Annotated in this window: 17 protein-coding genes and 1 tRNA gene; 8 read left to right on the top strand and 10 right to left on the bottom strand. The window is 53.3% G+C overall.

What is annotated here, in order from left to right; all coding sequences use genetic code 11:
- Window positions 1-27: 27 nt before the first annotated feature.
- The 3 genes from AINA4_RS03015 (at window position 28) to AINA4_RS03005 (ending at window position 1,957) form a co-directional block, all read left to right on the top strand.
- Window positions 28-101, top strand: a tRNA-Gly gene (locus tag AINA4_RS03015).
- A gap of 136 nt (window positions 102-237) precedes the next feature.
- Complete coding sequence (gene umuD / locus AINA4_RS03010) at window positions 238-675, top strand: translesion error-prone DNA polymerase V autoproteolytic subunit (RefSeq protein ID WP_281787463.1); 438 nt, start codon at window positions 238-240, stop codon at window positions 673-675.
- A complete protein-coding gene (locus AINA4_RS03005; protein ID WP_281787462.1) occupies window positions 668-1,957 on the top strand; it encodes a Y-family DNA polymerase in 1,290 nt (429 codons plus the stop codon). Before umuD ends, AINA4_RS03005 begins: the two co-directional genes overlap by 8 nt.
- Here the strand turns inward: AINA4_RS03005 and AINA4_RS03000 are convergent.
- The 6 genes from AINA4_RS03000 to AINA4_RS02975 all read right to left on the bottom strand — a co-directional run bounded on the left by AINA4_RS03000 (window position 1,954) and on the right by AINA4_RS02975 (window position 6,846).
- Window positions 1,954-2,091: a hypothetical protein gene (locus AINA4_RS03000; RefSeq protein WP_281787461.1), complete on the bottom strand. Its 138-nt coding sequence runs from the start codon at window positions 2,089-2,091 to the stop codon at window positions 1,954-1,956. The two genes, AINA4_RS03005 and AINA4_RS03000, sit on opposite strands and share 4 nt — an antisense overlap.
- A 25-nt stretch (window positions 2,092-2,116) precedes the next feature.
- On the bottom strand, window positions 2,117-2,953 hold the full coding sequence (locus tag AINA4_RS02995) for a carbohydrate ABC transporter permease (protein ID WP_281787460.1): 837 nt from the start codon (window positions 2,951-2,953) through the stop codon (window positions 2,117-2,119).
- Complete coding sequence (locus tag AINA4_RS02990; RefSeq protein ID WP_281787459.1) at window positions 2,946-3,773, bottom strand: sugar ABC transporter permease; 828 nt, start codon at window positions 3,771-3,773, stop codon at window positions 2,946-2,948. The genes AINA4_RS02995 and AINA4_RS02990 overlap by 8 nt, the downstream gene beginning before the upstream one ends.
- Before the next feature lie 95 nt (window positions 3,774-3,868).
- The gene (locus tag AINA4_RS02985; RefSeq protein WP_281787458.1) at window positions 3,869-5,353 is read right to left on the bottom strand and encodes an amidohydrolase; all 1,485 of its coding nucleotides are present in this window, start codon (window positions 5,351-5,353) and stop codon (window positions 3,869-3,871) included.
- A 3-nt stretch (window positions 5,354-5,356) separates the two neighbouring features.
- Window positions 5,357-6,337 (bottom strand): DNA-formamidopyrimidine glycosylase family protein, encoded by a 981-nt coding sequence (locus AINA4_RS02980; RefSeq protein ID WP_281787457.1) that lies wholly within the window; start codon window positions 6,335-6,337, stop codon window positions 5,357-5,359.
- Window positions 6,338-6,354: 17 nt separating this feature from the next.
- The gene (locus tag AINA4_RS02975; RefSeq protein ID WP_281787456.1) at window positions 6,355-6,846 is read right to left on the bottom strand and encodes a ribose-5-phosphate isomerase; all 492 of its coding nucleotides are present in this window, start codon (window positions 6,844-6,846) and stop codon (window positions 6,355-6,357) included.
- 64 nt (window positions 6,847-6,910) lie between these two features.
- Here AINA4_RS02975 and pepN point away from each other — a divergent pair, with 64 nt between their 5' ends.
- From pepN to AINA4_RS02960, 3 genes are read left to right on the top strand one after another with little or no spacing between them, the layout of a single operon-like run.
- The gene (gene pepN / locus AINA4_RS02970; RefSeq protein WP_281787455.1) at window positions 6,911-9,463 is read left to right on the top strand and encodes an aminopeptidase N; all 2,553 of its coding nucleotides are present in this window, start codon (window positions 6,911-6,913) and stop codon (window positions 9,461-9,463) included.
- Entirely contained in the window at window positions 9,460-10,146 is a 687-nt protein-coding gene (locus tag AINA4_RS02965) for a mechanosensitive ion channel domain-containing protein (protein ID WP_281787454.1), read from the top strand. The genes pepN and AINA4_RS02965 overlap by 4 nt, the downstream gene beginning before the upstream one ends.
- Window positions 10,146-10,535 carry a globin gene (locus AINA4_RS02960; protein ID WP_281787453.1) on the top strand — a complete coding sequence of 130 codons (390 nt, stop codon included), beginning with the start codon at window positions 10,146-10,148 and terminating at the stop codon, window positions 10,533-10,535. Before AINA4_RS02965 ends, AINA4_RS02960 begins: the two co-directional genes overlap by 1 nt.
- Here AINA4_RS02960 and AINA4_RS02955 read toward each other — a convergent pair whose 3' ends face one another.
- The gene (locus AINA4_RS02955) at window positions 10,536-11,165 is read right to left on the bottom strand and encodes a hypothetical protein (RefSeq protein ID WP_281787452.1); all 630 of its coding nucleotides are present in this window, start codon (window positions 11,163-11,165) and stop codon (window positions 10,536-10,538) included.
- Window positions 11,166-11,232: 67 nt separating this feature from the next.
- Here AINA4_RS02955 and AINA4_RS02950 point away from each other — a divergent pair, with 67 nt between their 5' ends.
- Both AINA4_RS02950 and AINA4_RS02945 read left to right on the top strand, forming a co-directional pair.
- Window positions 11,233-12,108 carry an acyl-CoA thioesterase II gene (locus AINA4_RS02950; RefSeq protein WP_281787451.1) on the top strand — a complete coding sequence of 292 codons (876 nt, stop codon included), beginning with the start codon at window positions 11,233-11,235 and terminating at the stop codon, window positions 12,106-12,108.
- Complete coding sequence (locus AINA4_RS02945) at window positions 12,108-12,545, top strand: Rieske (2Fe-2S) protein (protein WP_281640810.1); 438 nt, start codon at window positions 12,108-12,110, stop codon at window positions 12,543-12,545. The genes AINA4_RS02950 and AINA4_RS02945 overlap by 1 nt, the downstream gene beginning before the upstream one ends.
- A 16-nt stretch (window positions 12,546-12,561) precedes the next feature.
- Here AINA4_RS02945 and AINA4_RS02940 read toward each other — a convergent pair whose 3' ends face one another.
- Genes AINA4_RS02940 through AINA4_RS02930 form a run of 3 tightly spaced genes read right to left on the bottom strand, consistent with a single transcriptional unit; the run spans window position 12,562 to window position 15,250 of the window.
- A complete protein-coding gene (locus AINA4_RS02940; RefSeq protein ID WP_281787450.1) occupies window positions 12,562-13,050 on the bottom strand; it encodes a thioesterase family protein in 489 nt (162 codons plus the stop codon).
- A gap of 9 nt (window positions 13,051-13,059) precedes the next feature.
- Window positions 13,060-14,742 carry an energy-dependent translational throttle protein EttA gene (ettA, locus tag AINA4_RS02935; protein ID WP_281787449.1) on the bottom strand — a complete coding sequence of 561 codons (1,683 nt, stop codon included), beginning with the start codon at window positions 14,740-14,742 and terminating at the stop codon, window positions 13,060-13,062.
- 16 nt (window positions 14,743-14,758) lie between these two features.
- Window positions 14,759-15,250, bottom strand: a complete 492-nt coding sequence (locus AINA4_RS02930) for a hypothetical protein (RefSeq protein WP_281787448.1) — start codon at window positions 15,248-15,250, stop codon at window positions 14,759-14,761.
- Window positions 15,251-15,280: the final 30 nt, after the last annotated feature.

The raw sequence follows: 15,280 nt of genomic DNA, 5'->3' as shown, positions 1-15,280 counted from the left end.
CCACGCTAAACTGGTGCCAACCCTTCTGGGGATGTAGCTCAATGGTAGAGCCTCAGTCTTCCAAACTGATTACGCGGGTTCGATTCCCGTCATCCCCTCCACATAGAGAAAATCCCCCGGAATTCCGGGGGATTTCTTGTTTTGCTCCTACCTCACTTCAGGACTAGACAACACCCAGTGTCCGTGGGATATGCTCAACTATTCGAAGATATATTCGAATAAACAGAGGGGCTCACCATGGCACAAACTGCACCATCTGCAGCGGTCAGACCACTGCGCGGGGAATCCATTCCGGCTATTTTGGCCGCATCAACCGCCGTTTCAGCGGGGTGGCCCTCCCCTGCCCAAGATTATTTTGACGGTCGCGTAGATCTGAACACTCACCTGATCAAAGACGTGAACTCCACGTTTATTGTTCGCGTCTCTGGTGACAGCATGAAAAATGCAGGCATTAGTGACGGCGATGAGGTCATCGTAGATCGAGCCCTGACACCTCGCGACGGTGACGTCGTGGTGGCAGTGCTCGATGGTGAGCTGACCCTCAAGCGCCTGCACATTCGTTCTGAGAATGTGCTGCTCAAAGCAGAGAATCCCAAGTATCCAGATATTTCCGTGGCGTCCTTGAGTGAACTGATTATCTGGGGTGTTGTGACCAGGTGTTTGCATCATGTCTGATTCGTCACAGCGCCGCATCGCACTCGTGGACGTCAATAGTTTCTTCGCCTCCTGCGAGCGCGTCTTTGATCCGAAACTGATGGGTAAGCCCGTTGTAGTGCTCTCAAACAATGACGGTTGTGTTGTTGCCCGCAGTAGTGAAGCGAAAGCTTTAGGTGTTGCGATGGGTGTTCCCTGGTTCAAGATTTCTGCGTGGGCGCCGAGTGTGGGCTTAGTAGCGCGCTCATCCAACTATGAGCTTTATGGTGATCTTTCTGCCCGGGTGATGAGTATTTTGCAGGAGTTCTCCGCCGCCGTGGAGGTGTACAGCATCGATGAGGCGTTCTTGGAGCTCACCGGAACACCAGAAGAGCTACTTGCAACAGGTCACCGCATCAAAGAAGCTATCCAGACCCGGTTAGGGTTGCCCGTCTGCGTCGGCATTGGCCGCTCGAAGACGCAAGCAAAGCTGGCTAATGCCGGCGCCAAGAAATCTGCGGGAATGAACGGGGTCTGCAATCTAGATATGTTCTCTGCAGAAAAATTGGATTTCATCATGGCCGCGCTGCCCGTAGACAATCTGTGGGGCATTGCCAGGCGTTTGAGTAAACGGCTGGCGGCACAAGGAATTCACACCATCAAAGACCTGAGAGATGCGGACCCGGTTCGCATCAAGAAAAAGTTTGGCGTGGTGGTGCAACGCTCTGTTTACGAACTGCGTGGAATTGACTGCATCAAACTCGAGGGTGAACGCCTAGTCAAGAACCAGGTGATGTATTCACGTAGTTTCGCCACCCCGGTGACCACCCGCAAACAGATGGAAGAAGTCTTGGCTGTCTATGCCCAGCGGGTCAGTAAACGTCTGCGCAAACAAGGCTCTGTGGCAGGGGCATTGACCTGTTTTGCTGGCACCTCACGCTTTGCCAATGAACCATTCCACTCCCCCTATGTCAACGCTGTCTTTTCTATCCCCACCAACGATCCGGTGGAAATTCTCAAAGCCTCCAGTTCAGTGCTGCTAAACCGGATTGAAGAAGGCCGCAAATACGTCCGCGCGGGAATCCTGCTGCATGATGTCAGCCCTAAGGAGTCCCACCAATACTTAGATCTGTTCACCCCTGTTCATGAACGCAGGCGATTAGGGGAAACCTTAGACAAAGTGATGGAAAAGCACGGTGCATTCAGCATCGGGTTGGGTGCGGCAGGTTTCAAGAGTGCACGCGAGTGGGAAATGAAGCGAGAAATGCTCTCTCTTCGTGCCACCACCAGGTGGGACGAACTGGCAACGGTTTATGCGCGTTAGCGGAAGAAGTAACCGAAGAAGTTCACAATGCCCGCAACGATGGTGCCAATGATTCCAGGGCTAGACGAAGCGCCGTCATCATCCATGGCATCTTCAATGTTCAGATCATCATCAAGATCTTCGTTCTTTTTCATAATCCCCCCTTGAATTATTCTCTAACTACTGCGTTCCTGCAGTAATTCCTCGCACGAGTGTGCGCTGAAAGAACAGGAAAACAAGCAGGGACGGTAATGCTGCTAAGACACTTGCAGCAGCAACAAGCTCTCCAGGCGCACCACCAAATTGGCCATAGTTGACCATAGAAATGGCCAAGGGCACCGTTTGGCTTGCTGTGTCAGGCAGGAGCAACAAGGTGAGCAAATACTCGTTCCAGTTGTTGACAAACAACAACAACGCAACAGTCAACACTGTCGGCGTCATCAGCGGAAGAACAACCTTCCACATCACCTGCCACTTGTTGGCTCCATCTATCTCGGCAGCTTCTGCCAGCGAGGCAGGAATGTGATTCATCACATTCGCCAGCAGGAAGATGGCAAAGGCGCTGCCGATAATGCCCAGCGGCATGATCAAGAATCCGATGCTGCCGTATTGCCCGGTCATCTTCGAGAGCAAGTAGATGGGGAATGCCACTGATTCAACAGGGAGCAAGAAGATCAGCACGCTCAACGTGATCACGACGGGACGTAAGCGGTGTTTGCCCACGCTCACGGCATAGGCAACAGGGAACGCTAAGAACAAACTGATCAGAACCGCACCAATACTGATGGTGAACGAGTTGAGAATCTTCTGACCAATATTGATGCCACCAAAGAACATCTCGAAGTTGTTCCAGGCAATTTCTTTGGGCAGATCCAGGAACCCACTAGAGGCAAAGTCTTGATTGGATTTCACCGAAGCCAGCACGACCATAATCACCGGCAAGAGCCAGAGCACTGCCACAGCAATGACCAATGCAATAACCAAAGATCTGGGCAGGCGAGAAAGTGCTCTACGCATCGCGGTTCACCGCCGGAGCACGCAGTCGAACAATCAAGAATGTGACGCCGAGGAGTCCACCAATAATGAGCGCCAGAGTGGTGACCAAAGCAGAACCAATACCCACCGAGGCGCCGCCAAAGAAACTATCAATGGCGAACGTTGCGGGAGACATCGTCGCCCCGTTGGGACCGCCACCCGTGAGATAAAAGACAGGGGCAAAGACCTTCAATGCGCCCACAATCAAAAACAACAGAATGACAAAACTTTCTGGGCGCAGAGAAGGGCCAGTGACCCAGCGCAGCCGCTGCCACCAGTTAGCTCCATCAAGTTGGGATGCTTCTAACACGGAGGGGTCCAGTCGAGAAAGCCCGGCTAGGAACACAACGTAAGCGAACCCGGTTTGTAGCCACAGCATGAAGAATGCAACCGCCAACAGGGCAGTATCTGGTTCACGAAGCCATTCTTTTGTCACCGTCCCCATGCCGAGTTGCTCAAGGAACGAATTAAGCGCTCCCCCAGAACCATCTAGCATCCACATCCAGATCATTCCCGATACTGCAATAGGAACAATCTGTGGCAGAAAGAAACCAGTTCGGGCAACGGAAACAAGCTTGGAACCGAATTTGCCGACGAAAGCGTCATAGGTTGCCACCGCAAGTACTAACCCAAGAATTGTGGGAATAAGTGCATACGGAATCACATAAAACGCACCATGAATCCATGATTCCCAGAAGTCTTGATTATCCAGAATGTTGCGGAAGTTATCTAAGCCCACCCATTTTGCGGGCCCATATCCTGGCCACTTGAGAAAGCTGATCCCGACGTTCCACAAAAACATGCCGAAAAAGAACACCACGAGCACGCCAAGGCCGGGGTAGAGAAACCACCCATAGCCCTTCTGCCGCCTTGCGACGCTTGTTCGTGCTTCCATATCTAGAGCGTGTTATGAGTAATTCGCCCACCATTGAGGGTGAGTGCGACAGGCATTGTGCGCAATTGGTCAACTGACGCATACAGCGGATCGATATCAACCAAGCACAAGTCCGCAGGCTGCCCCACAGCAATACGCGTGCGAGCCGAGGCATCAAGTGCCGCCTGAGGCTCGATGCGTTGCTCGGGATGCCAAGGCTCACGGGTATCGCGTGTGCGCTCTACAGCAGAAGCAATAGCGAGCCACGGATCTAAAGGCGCAACGGGAGCATCAGAACCCATGGAGAGCTTCACACCTGCTTTGAGCATGGAGGCAAAGGGGAAACAGCGGTCGGTGCGCCCCTCCCACAGCACGTCAGCAACATCTCGGTCATCCATGGCATGTTCGGGTTGGACTGATGCGATCACACCTAGCTGAGCAAATCGCTCAATGTCTTCCCATGCCAACAGCTGGGCGTGTTCAATGGTTCCTTCACAGCCCACTTCTTCGAAAGCATTGAGGGCAAAGGTGTTGGCGTCATCACCAATGGCGTGAATGGATGGGTTGATGCCGGCAGAACTTGCCTTGGTCATCAAGGAAACCAGTTCGTCATAAGGAACATTGAGAATGCCGCGGGCATTCTTTCCCGTTAGACCTGGATAGGGGTCATGACAGAAGGCTGTGCGGGTGTTGAGTGAACCATCAGAGATGACTTTGTAATTTCCCATACGAAGCAGGCCATCTGTGGAGGCGATGACATCGCCAGTGCGCAAACCAGTCTCAATGGCACGGTCCAAGTACTCGGTGTACACACTGAATTCAACCTGCAGGAGATCATTTCCGTTGCTGATACGACGGCGCCAGTCCGGCAGAATCCATCCCATTTCGAAATCAACAATGCCGACAACTCCTCGTGCAGCAGCTGCACGTGAGGCATCAAGGACTGCCTTATCGAGCTGTTCAGGAGTTTGATCAGAGAGTGAACCCCAGATAGCAAAACAATCGTCTTCAACGAGAAGCCCTGTGGGGTGCCCCGCATGGCCACGAACCTCGAGAGCTTTCGAGTTGAGCCACACACTGTGACCATCGCCACTGAAGAGATACACCTCTTCATCAGCACAAGCTTCATCCAGGATGCTGAAGTGTGGCGCTTCTTCCCACAGGCTGCCACGCCAGCCGAAACCCACCATGGTTCCAGGGTGGGTTTGGTGACGTTTCTTCACTTGTTCGCCTACCTCACGGGCAGATTCAACACCTTCTAAATTCAGTCGCTGCAACATCAAAGACCACGAGGTGAAGTGGGTGTGTGTGTCCCACATTCCCGGGATGACGTAGCGCCCACCAACATCGATACTCTCGCCGTCGAGAACCTGTGTCAGATCTATCGCACCGGTGGCGCCCACAAATTCAATGTCGCTAATCACCCCATCAGTGATGACCACATTGATGAGGCTGCCCATCAGGCCGCGTTCACCGGGGATACGTGCGTTAGTGAGAGTGAGCTGCATGGCTCAAGTTTGGCACGAAGGACACCAATAGAGCTTGCGATTAGCCATCTCATCGAGGCGAATATGCGTTCCGCATTTCAGACAGGGCAAACCTTCACGTTTGTAAACCCAGTGCCGATCGGCTCGGTTAGCCATTGCTTTACGCCACGCTTCACCTTCAAGACCGTCGATGGTCATCATTTGTCCGGTCTGAACACCAATTTCGAGAAGGTACACCCAGTCTCGCCACAATCCCCAGACTTCATCAGAGGTGACGTTCTTACCGGGGCGATAGGGGTCTATGTGTGCCCGAAATAGCATTTCTGCCCGGTACACATTGCCAATTCCGGCAACCACAGATTGATCCATGAGGAGCAACCCTATAGGTGTGTTCTTTTTCACAACAGCGTCGACAAACTTCTGGCCTGCCTCATCGCTGGAGTCACGCTGCGGATCAGGGCCTAACCGATCTAGAACGGAATCAACTTGTTCCGAGGTCAATACTTCACACGCGGTTGGTCCGCGAAGATCTGCACAGACCGTCTCGGTCAGCAGTCGAACGCGGACAGCTCCGATGGGCTCGGGTGGAAACTGGGTTGTCTGCTCGAGTTCGCGTTCGTGCTGTTCCTCGGCCATGCGCATGCGCGTTTTGCGGGGTGCACCGATAGAACTGAGAGAGTTTTCTCCTGCAGTATCAAAAACAGTGCCGCGCTGATTGGTTTGCCCCATCCGGCCATTTGCAGAGGCGATCGTGGCATCAGCGTGGATGGTGCCAGAAAAATCCCATGCGCCATAAATCCCCAGGTGAACACGCAACCAGTGATCATCTGAAAAACGCATGAAGAGCTGTTTGCCGACCGCCCAGGCTTCTTCCAACTCGAGGTTGTTCAGTAATGCCGCACCGTCAGCAAATCGTCCCTGAGGGGAGGTAACAGCAACGCGCTGCCCGACAAAGTTTCGCTCAAACTGCCGGGCAATACGGTGAACAGAATGTCCCTCAGGCATGGCGCACTAATTCGTCGCTAGTACTTGTCTACGCCTTTGCCCAGAATGTCGCCGGTCTGTTCGTATTCAGCCAGTTGGGCAATACGACGAACGTGACGTTCATCACCGGGGAAAGGTTCCGCAATAAAGGTGTCAATAAAGCTCACTGCTTCTTCCAAGCTGTGCTGACGTGCACCAATGGAGATCACATTCGCATTGTTGTGTTCACGAGCGAGCTTTGAGGTAGCCAAACTCCACACCAGGGCGGCGCGAATACCTTTGACCTTGTTTGCGGCAATCTGTTCACCATTTCCAGAACCACCAAAGACAACACCGAGTGCCTCAACACCCGCGGCCTGATCCGCAGCAACAGCCGCAGCTGCGTTAATGCAGAAAGCGGGATAGTCATCTAATGCGTCATATTCGGTGGGGCCGTGATCGATAACCTCGTGGCCTGCCTCAGTGAGGTGATTTTGCAAGAACTGGCTAAATTCCAGGCCAGCGTGGTCTGTGGCGATATGTATGCGCATTCCTCGATTTTAGGGGGACGCGGTCCGGGTTAGGCTCTTAACCAAACCGCTGGAAGGAAAAGTAGTGTCCGGAGAAAATCTCACTCGCCACGAAGCCATTGAACGAGCACAGCACATTGCCGTGCACAGCTACAAGGTAGATCTTGATCTGTTGCGCGGTGAGCAGGTTTTTGGCACCACCACAACTGTCGAGTTTTCTGCGACGGAAGGTTATTCCAGCTTTATCGACGCCATTACTGAGAAGGTTCACTCGGTCACGCTCAACGGTGTTGATCTTGATCCGGCACAAGTCAGTAACGGTGTTCGCATCCAGCTAGAAAACTTGCAAGCACACAACACGTTGACGGTTGTTGCTGATGCGAAATACACCAACACTGGTGAAGGTTTGCACCGATTTGTTGACCCTGTCGATAACGAGGTATATCTCTACACACAATTTGAGGTTCCTGACTCGAGGCGCATGTTTGCTGTTTTTGAACAGCCAGACCTCAAAGCAACTTTCCAGTTCACCGTGACAGCTCCTGACTACTGGGTGGTCACCAGCAACCAACCCACTCCAGCCCCGGTACAGCACAGCAATGGCTCAGCTACCTGGATTTTTGACCCTACTCCCCGCATCTCCAGCTACATCACTGCGCTCGTTGCCGGACCCTATGACGTGGTGCGCAGCGAGCTCACGAGTACTGATGGTCGCGTGATTCCTTTGGGTGTGTTCTGCCGCAAGTCGCTATCGGAATACATGGATGCTGACTACGTGTTTGAAAAAACCCGCCAAGGTTTTGCCTACTTCGAAAGCAAGTTCGACTACCCCTACCCTTTCGACAAATACGACCAGCTTTTCGTGCCCGAATTCAACGCCGGTGCCATGGAAAATGCGGGATGTGTCACTTTCACCGAGGCTTACGTTTTCCGCTCCAAAGTAACTGACGCCATCCGTGAGCGTCGCGTAGTGACCATCCTGCACGAGCTTGCCCACATGTGGTTTGGTGACCTTGTCACTATGCGCTGGTGGAATGACCTGTGGCTCAACGAAAGCTTCGCAGAGTATGCCTCCACCTTGGCCACTGCAGAGGCAACCGAATGGCATGAAGCCTGGACAACCTTTGCTGTCATGGAAAAAAGCTGGGCCTATCGCCAGGACCAACTCCCCTCCACACACCCCATCGTGGCGGATATCCCCGACCTTGATGCCGTGCGCGTGAACTTTGATGGCATCACCTACGCAAAGGGTGGCTCCGTGCTTAAGCAACTTGGTGCCTGGGTCGGTCAGGAACAGTTCCTCGCAGGTGTTGGTCAGTATTTCAAGAAGCACGCCTACGGAAATACTGAGCTGAAAGATCTCTTGGCCGAGTTGGAAGCCACCTCTGGTCGTGACCTCACCACGTGGTCCAAACTGTGGCTGGAAACGGCAGGCGTAAACACGCTGCGCCCCGCCCTAACCACCGATGCAGATGGCACCATCACTGCTTTCTCAATTGAACAGTCTGCTCCGACTGACTGGCCCACCATCCGCCCACACCGCATGGCGATTGGTTTCTACAACCTCAAGGCTGGCAAGCTCGTTCGCGATCACCGCGTTGAGCTCGATGTTGATGGAGTGAGCACAGGAGTAGCCGAACTCGTTGGCCTTCAGCGGCCGGATCTGATCCTCATCAACGATGATGATCTTGCCTACGCCAAGATTCGTCTTGATGATGCTTCTCTGCGGGTGGCAATTGCCAACTTGAAAGACATTGAGGATCCTCTGGCTCGCTCACTGGTTTGGGGATCTGTGTGGGATTCCACGCGCGATGCAGAAACTGCTGGTCGCGACTTCATTGATCTCGTCTTAGGCAATATTGCAACCGAAACAGAGTCCACAGTTGTGCGCACCGTTCTGGGGCAGCTCCTGCTTGTTACCTCCAGCTATGTCGATCCTGAAACACGTGAGGCACAAACAGTCCGTGTCGCCGATGCTCTCTGGGAGCTCGCCAACCAGGCAGAACCAGGTAGCGACAACCAGTTCCAGTTCTTACGTAACTTTGCCGCGATCGCGACCACGAAAGAACACCTCAATAACGTCAAGGCATTGCGTGAGGGAAAGATTTCTCTCGGTGAGCTTGATATCGATACTGATCTTGGCTGGGAGCTGCTTATTTCACTTGCTGCTGGCGGTCAGGCAACCGAAGCAGATATTGATGCCTACCTCGCTGAGGACAACACCGCGACCGGAGCCCAGTCTGCCGCTCACGCCAAGGCTGCCCTGCCGAGCTTGGAACAAAAACAAGCAGCGTGGGACTCGGTCTGGGTTGCAGATGACAAGCCCAACTTGATTGTGCGCGCTACCGGTTTAGGTTTCAACAAAGCACACAATCTGGAAGTCTTAGAACCATTCGTCAAGCAATACTTTGACTCAATCGAAAAGGTCTGGGCAAGCCGCAGCTATGCAATTGCCGAAGAGCTGGTGGAAAGTTACTACCCTGCTCCGCTGGCTAACGAAGCGCTGGCTGAGGCAACACGTAACTACTTGAACAACAACAACCCACCGGCTCCATTGCGCCGTTTGATTGTTGAAAACTTGGCTGGAACAGAACGCACGCTTGCTGCGCAAGCTCGTGACACAAAGGAATCTGCATGAACCTCGCAGAAACACTAGAAGCGATCTATAACTCCGCTTCAATCCCCATCAACATTGCGATAACCATCATCACCGCAGCGATCATTCGCTGGACTCTATTAGCTTTGAGTCGCCGTGTGATTCGCCGCATGGTCTCCGATGCTCATAACAAGAACCAAAAGCACCAGCTTGCAGGTGTTCCCGCCAACATTTCTGCGTTGCGTCAGGTTCAGCGCACCCAAACCATGGGAACCGTGTTCAGCAATTCCATTTCCTGGATGGTTATTGCTGTTGCTGCCATTGTTGTTCTTCAAGAGCTAGGAGTCTCCGTCACAGCGATTGTGGCATCTGCCGGTATTGGAGCTGCAGCTTTAGGTTTTGGTGCTCAGAATATTGTCAAAGACGTACTCAACGGAATGTTCATGGTCTTTGAAGATCAGTTGGGCGTGGGAGACCGCGTGGATGTCGGTCTAGCTGTGGGCGTTGTCGAATCCGTCGGTGTGCGCATCACCACCATCAAGGGTGATGACGGAACCATCTGGTTTGTTCGTAACGGTGAAATTACTCGCGTCGGAAACATGACCTATGGCCAATCTGCCGAGCCTATTGCCGCTTTTGTGAAGCCCGCCAAAAAACCAGCTACAAAGAAAGCGCCAGCCAAGAAGCCCGCTCGCGACACCTCAGCGATCCAGGCCTCTGAGTAATGAGCGACGAACTTCTCTCCTTTTATGAGGAGGTTGGTGGCGAAGCTGTGTTTGCCAAACTGGCACATGAGTTTTACAAAGGCGTAGCCAAAGACCCCGTTCTCAAGCCCATGTATCCCGAAGAGGATTTGGGGCCGGCTGAAGAGCGCCTCAAGCTTTTTCTGGAACAGTACTGGGGTGGCCCCACGACCTACAGTGATACCCGTGGACATCCACGGCTACGAATGCGCCACATGCCTTACAAAATCAACCCTGACGCGAGAGATCGTTGGTTAGGCCACATGGAACATGCCGTGGACAAACTGAACCTTCCACCACTGCAAAGGGAAACACTTTTGGAGTATCTCGAACGCGCCGCCTATGCCATGACAAACACTTTTGAGGATTAACTACTTCACCAGAATGTGACCGCGCTGGGTCGAAATACGCTTCCACGCAGCAGAGCGGGTGACGTGAGCTTCAGCTGTTCCCAGGAAACCTAAGCCAAAGGCGGCAAAGGCAACACCAGCAGGGACACTCATTCCGTCTGAGCCCAGAACGTTAAGTGGCCTGTGCCACACCTCTTCGCGCACTGCAGTGACAATGTTTGTTCCCAAGCCGTTGGCCTTGGCCACTTCTTCTATTCCAGATTTGGCGGTGAGCTGAAGTTCAATTTCACTCATAGTTCCTTCCGGAGCCCAATTACCTCGCGGTGGTGCTACTCCTGTCCAGGCAATACCTGCTTGCCCGACCGGGAGTGCAATGGCAAGTTCGTCGCGGGCTAAACGATCGAGCATGGCACGAACATGAACGACCAAGTCCAGGTGGTCTGTTTCCACCCGTTCGAAGATTCTTAAGCCCAAAACAGTCGGAGCAACATCGAGCAGTCCATGCGGTGTCAGCACAGCGACATAAGCGGCTAGAGCGCCACCGGCACCAACTAGCCACACATGTTCACATCCCAGCCGATCCGCACGTTCTAGATAGGTCTTCAGATCAGCAGCGTCATGTTCGCTAGCCAAGGTCACCGTATTCGTCATCTCGCAACCTAAACTAGCGAATGAATCACTTCTTCACCTCACCGGGGACGATATGCAGCCAGAACATATGCACGAAAACATCGAAGCACTGCTCGAAACTCTTCACCTCACCCCAGAACCCAGTGTCAATGGTGAAGACGTGTTCTCTGCCCCCAACCAGTTCATGCCACACGGCCGGGTCTATGGCGGCCAGGTTCTGGCTCAATCCCTCACAGCCGCTTCGTTAACTATTCCGACAGATCGTCCGGTTCATTCTTTGCACGGTTACTTTTTGCGTGCCGGGGATATAACTAAACCGATTACGTTTTCTGTTGACCGCATTCACGATGGGCGCTCTTTTTCAACCCGTCGAACCCAGGCCTATCAAGATGGACTTCCCATCTTTTCGATGATTGCCTCTTTCCAAGACGAAGATCCAGGCGTGAATCATCAAATGGACATGCCCACAGGACTTCCTGAACCTGAAAGCTTGCCCACCGCAGGTGAACTCTTAGGGCCCATTGATCACCCTGTGGCACAGTATTGGGCCACCCAGCGTCCCTTTGATCTTCGCCACTGTGAATCTCCGATATATATGAGCGTTGAAGGAGAAAAGGTTGCACACCAAGCTGTGTGGATGAAATCTCTGTCAGCACTCCCGGATGACCCGATGCTGCACCGTGCGGCTTTGGCTTATGTCAGCGACTACACAATCCTTGAACCGATTTACCGCCGGCACGGCATCCCCTGGGCCACACCCGGCTTGAAGGCAGCAAGTCTCGACCACGCCATGTGGTTCCACCGTTTCGGTCGAGTAGACGAGTGGATGCTCTACGTCCAAGAATCACCCAGTGCTCAAGGGGGACGTGGTTTATCCTTAGGACGTATCTATTCTAGAGATGGAATACTTCTTGCTTCCGTTGCCCAAGAGGGCATGGTCCGCATTCCTGGAATGGAGTCCTAATGGCTGCCCGTAATCTCACCCCTAAGCTTTCACGCCGAGAAGTTCTTGGGCTTGGAGCAATAGGCGCTGCCGGTGTTGCCGTTGCCCTGACAGGGTGCTCCAATGCTGTCAGCGCCAGTGCCGGTGGAAGCGGAATGCTCCCCAAGGGGCTTGAGATTGGACCCACATCCGATGTTCCCGTTGGTGCAGGACGAAACTTCGAAGTTGAGGGAACCAAGCTTGTCGTCACGCAACCTGTTGCCGACGAGTTTCACGCTTTCAGCGCCATTTGCACCCACGAGGGATGTGTTGTGGGATGCCGCGAAAAAATCATCAAGTGCGACTGCCATGAGGCAACTTTCAATCCGGTCAACGGCGATCCGATGAGCGGCCCTGCAAATTCGCCTCTGCCCAGCTATGCGATTGAAGTCAAAGACGGCGTGATCTATACCGCCTAGTTGCTAGCTAGCTGTTCTAGCTCCGACGCTTGAACTGGATGCCTTCCTCCACATAGGGAGCAATAGCTTCACGCTCGTCCTCAGTCATACGACGGGGTTTAGTCGTTTTCGCATCGACCAACACGATGGTTGTTGTTGCACGCGCAAACAGCTGTTGTGGGTTCTCTACCGTGGCAGTTTGTAGCGGGGAATAGATTTCGTAACAGACTTCCAAGCTTGCTCCCCCAACGTGCCCTAACCACATTTGTAAATCCAGTGGTTCACGCATGTAGGGAATGGGAGCTAAATATTCAATTTCTTGGTGCGCAATGAGCGTGAAGGTATCGGCATCCGGGCCACCCTCAAGAATTCTGGTGGCCATGTGGTCATTTCCATGACCAGAATCCCCCGCCCAGAAAGCGTGAATACGAGCTTCTTCAAGCAAACCAAACATGGCTGCGTTGTTCACATGCCCGTAGGCATCCAGGTCAGACCAGCGGATGTTCGTGGGGATGTGTAAACGCATAATGAAGCCCTAGTCGCGTGTGAGTTTGCGGTAGGTGCTGCTGTGTGGCTTGGCAGCATCTGGGCCAAGACGCTCAATCTTGTTAGCTTCGTAGGATTCGAAGTTGCCCTCGAACCAGTGCCAGTAGCTAGGGTTCTCGTCGGTGCCTTCGTAAGCCAGGATGTGTGTGGCAATACGGTCGAGGAACCACCGGTCGTGCGTGATGACCACAGCACAACCAGGGAACTCGAGCAAGGCGTTCTCGAGACTTCCAAGAGTTTCCACATCCAAGTCGTTGGTGGGCTCATCGAGAAGCAACAAATTTCCACCCTGCTTGAGTGTCAACGCTAAGTTCAGGCGGTTACGCTCACCACCGGAGAGCACTCCAGCCTTCTTCTGCTGGTCGGGACCCTTGAAACCAAAGGTGGAGACATAGGCACGACTAGGGATTTCCACGTTTCCAACCTGGATGAAGTCCAGTCCGTCAGAGACAACTTCCCAGAGGTTCAGGTTAGGGTCAATGCCGCCTCGGCTCTGGTCTACATAGGAAATCTTGACGGTTTCACCAATCTTGACTTCACCACTGTCTGGCTCTTCGAGACCGACAATCGTCTTAAAGAGAGTGGACTTACCCGCACCGTTAGGACCTATAATTCCAACGATGCCGTTACGAGGCAACGAGAAAGACAGGCCGTCAATGAGGGTGCGATCACCGAAGCCCTTCTTGAGGTCTTTGACCTCAAGAACAACCTGTCCCAGTCGAGGACCTGCAGGAATAACAATTTCTTCGAAGTCCAGCTTGCGTGCCTTCTCTGCCTCGGCAGCCATTTCTTCATAGCGAGCCAGACGAGCCTTGGACTTAGCCTGACGGCCCTTGGCGTTCGAGCGAACCCAATCAAGTTCTTCCGAGAGACGGCGAGCAAGCTTGGCATCCTTCTTGCCCTGAACCTCAAGACGCTCACGCTTCTTCTCGAGGTAGGTGGAGTAGTTGCCCTCGTAGGGGTACAGGTGTCCGCGGTCAACTTCAGCAATCCACTCAGCAACGTGGTCCAGGAAGTAACGGTCGTGGGTCACGGCGAGAACAGCGCCAGGGTACTTCGCCAAGTGCTGTTCAAGCCAGAGCACAGATTCAGCATCAAGGTGGTTAGTGGGCTCATCGAGAAGCAGAAGGTCGGGCTTCTGCAATAGGAGTTTGCACAATGCCACACGACGCTTCTCACCACCAGAGAGTTTGTCTACAGGCCAGTCTCCAGGTGGGCAACGCAGGGCATCCATGGCTTGCTCCAACTGGGAGTCCAAGTCCCAGCCATTGGCAGCGTCGATTTCTTCCTGCAGGGTGCCCATCTCGGCAAGCAGGGTGTCAAAGTCTGCGTCTGGCTCACCCATGGCAGCAGAAATCTCGTTGAAACGGTTGATCTTGCCCATGATTTCGCCAACACCCTCTTGGACGTTTTCCAGGACAGTCTTGTTCTCGTCGAGTTCAGGCTCTTGCATGAGGATGCCGACCGAGTAGCCGGGGCTGAGCTTAGCTTCACCGTTTGAAGGAGTGTCTAGCCCTGCCATGATCTTGAGAATCGTTGACTTACCAGCACCGTTGGGACCAACGACACCAATCTTTGCGCCAGGGAAGAACGACATTGTGACGTCATCAAGAATGAGCTTGTCGCCCACTGCTTTGCGCGCACGAACCATGGAATAAATGAACTCAGCCATGGCTTAATTCTAGGTGTTAGCCCAGGGTTTGAATTCCCGTCCCCAGTAAGCAGCCACCAGAGGCTAGTGCAGGTTCAACATCTGTCTTAACGCCAGAAATCTTGGGGCCAAACTGGCCTACTAAACACTCTCCTGCAAAGGGAACACCAATGAACATAGAGTCAGAGGCTAGCCCTACAGCAGTGCGGTCCAAGGTGAATTGAATGCCCGCCGCTCCAAAACCTGAATCAGCAATCTTCTGGGCCATCGTGGTGGCATCAGTTGCAGGGTCAGCTGCAAGAGCTTGTTCCATCACCCACGTGAAGTAGTACAGATTGTCTTTGGCACTTCCTTCGGGGAGGAATTTCGGTGCTTTCTTTGCCTTAGCCGTTTCACTTGCAACTGGGCTAGAACTGGGCTTTGAAGATGAGGTGGATTCTGAGGCGCCACCTTCACAACCGCTCAAGAACAGAGAGCTGGCTGCGGCGAGCGCAAGCGCAGCAAGTGCAATTCTTTTCTTCACGGTCATCCCCTTGAGCCTACTTCTGCGCAACACAGA

The sequence above is a fragment of the Aurantimicrobium sp. INA4 genome (assembly GCF_027924525.1).
Taxonomy (GTDB): Bacteria; Actinomycetota; Actinomycetes; order Actinomycetales; family Microbacteriaceae; genus Aurantimicrobium.
This window is presented reverse-complemented; position numbering and strand designations above follow the sequence as displayed.

What these genes read in the sequence shown, in the direction of transcription:
- AINA4_RS02940 (WP_281787450.1), bottom strand. Translation starts at nt 13,050, where the DNA reads ATGCGTTTACACATCCCCACGAACATCCGCTGGTCTGACCTGGATGCC.
- AINA4_RS03000 (WP_281787461.1), bottom strand. Translation starts at nt 2,091, where the DNA reads ATGAAAAAGAACGAAGATCTTGATGATGATCTGAACATTGAAGATGCC.
- AINA4_RS02985 (WP_281787458.1), bottom strand. Translation starts at nt 5,353, where the DNA reads ATGCAGCTCACTCTCACTAACGCACGTATCCCCGGTGAACGCGGCCTG.
- AINA4_RS02995 (WP_281787460.1), bottom strand. Translation starts at nt 2,953, where the DNA reads ATGCGTAGAGCACTTTCTCGCCTGCCCAGATCTTTGGTTATTGCATTG.
- AINA4_RS02930 (WP_281787448.1), bottom strand. Translation starts at nt 15,250, where the DNA reads ATGACCGTGAAGAAAAGAATTGCACTTGCTGCGCTTGCGCTCGCCGCA.
- AINA4_RS02945 (WP_281640810.1), top strand. Translation starts at nt 12,108, where the DNA reads ATGGCTGCCCGTAATCTCACCCCTAAGCTTTCACGCCGAGAAGTTCTT.
- AINA4_RS02980 (WP_281787457.1), bottom strand. Translation starts at nt 6,337, where the DNA reads ATGCCTGAGGGACATTCTGTTCACCGTATTGCCCGGCAGTTTGAGCGA.
- ettA (WP_281787449.1), bottom strand. Translation starts at nt 14,742, where the DNA reads ATGGCTGAGTTCATTTATTCCATGGTTCGTGCGCGCAAAGCAGTGGGC.
- AINA4_RS02960 (WP_281787453.1), top strand. Translation starts at nt 10,146, where the DNA reads ATGAGCGACGAACTTCTCTCCTTTTATGAGGAGGTTGGTGGCGAAGCT.
- umuD (WP_281787463.1), top strand. Translation starts at nt 238, where the DNA reads ATGGCACAAACTGCACCATCTGCAGCGGTCAGACCACTGCGCGGGGAA.
- AINA4_RS02955 (WP_281787452.1), bottom strand. Translation starts at nt 11,165, where the DNA reads ATGACGAATACGGTGACCTTGGCTAGCGAACATGACGCTGCTGATCTG.
- AINA4_RS02950 (WP_281787451.1), top strand. Translation starts at nt 11,233, where the DNA reads ATGCACGAAAACATCGAAGCACTGCTCGAAACTCTTCACCTCACCCCA.
- AINA4_RS02975 (WP_281787456.1), bottom strand. Translation starts at nt 6,846, where the DNA reads ATGCGCATACATATCGCCACAGACCACGCTGGCCTGGAATTTAGCCAG.
- AINA4_RS02990 (WP_281787459.1), bottom strand. Translation starts at nt 3,773, where the DNA reads ATGTTTTTGTGGAACGTCGGGATCAGCTTTCTCAAGTGGCCAGGATAT.
- AINA4_RS02965 (WP_281787454.1), top strand. Translation starts at nt 9,460, where the DNA reads ATGAACCTCGCAGAAACACTAGAAGCGATCTATAACTCCGCTTCAATC.
- AINA4_RS03005 (WP_281787462.1), top strand. Translation starts at nt 668, where the DNA reads ATGTCTGATTCGTCACAGCGCCGCATCGCACTCGTGGACGTCAATAGT.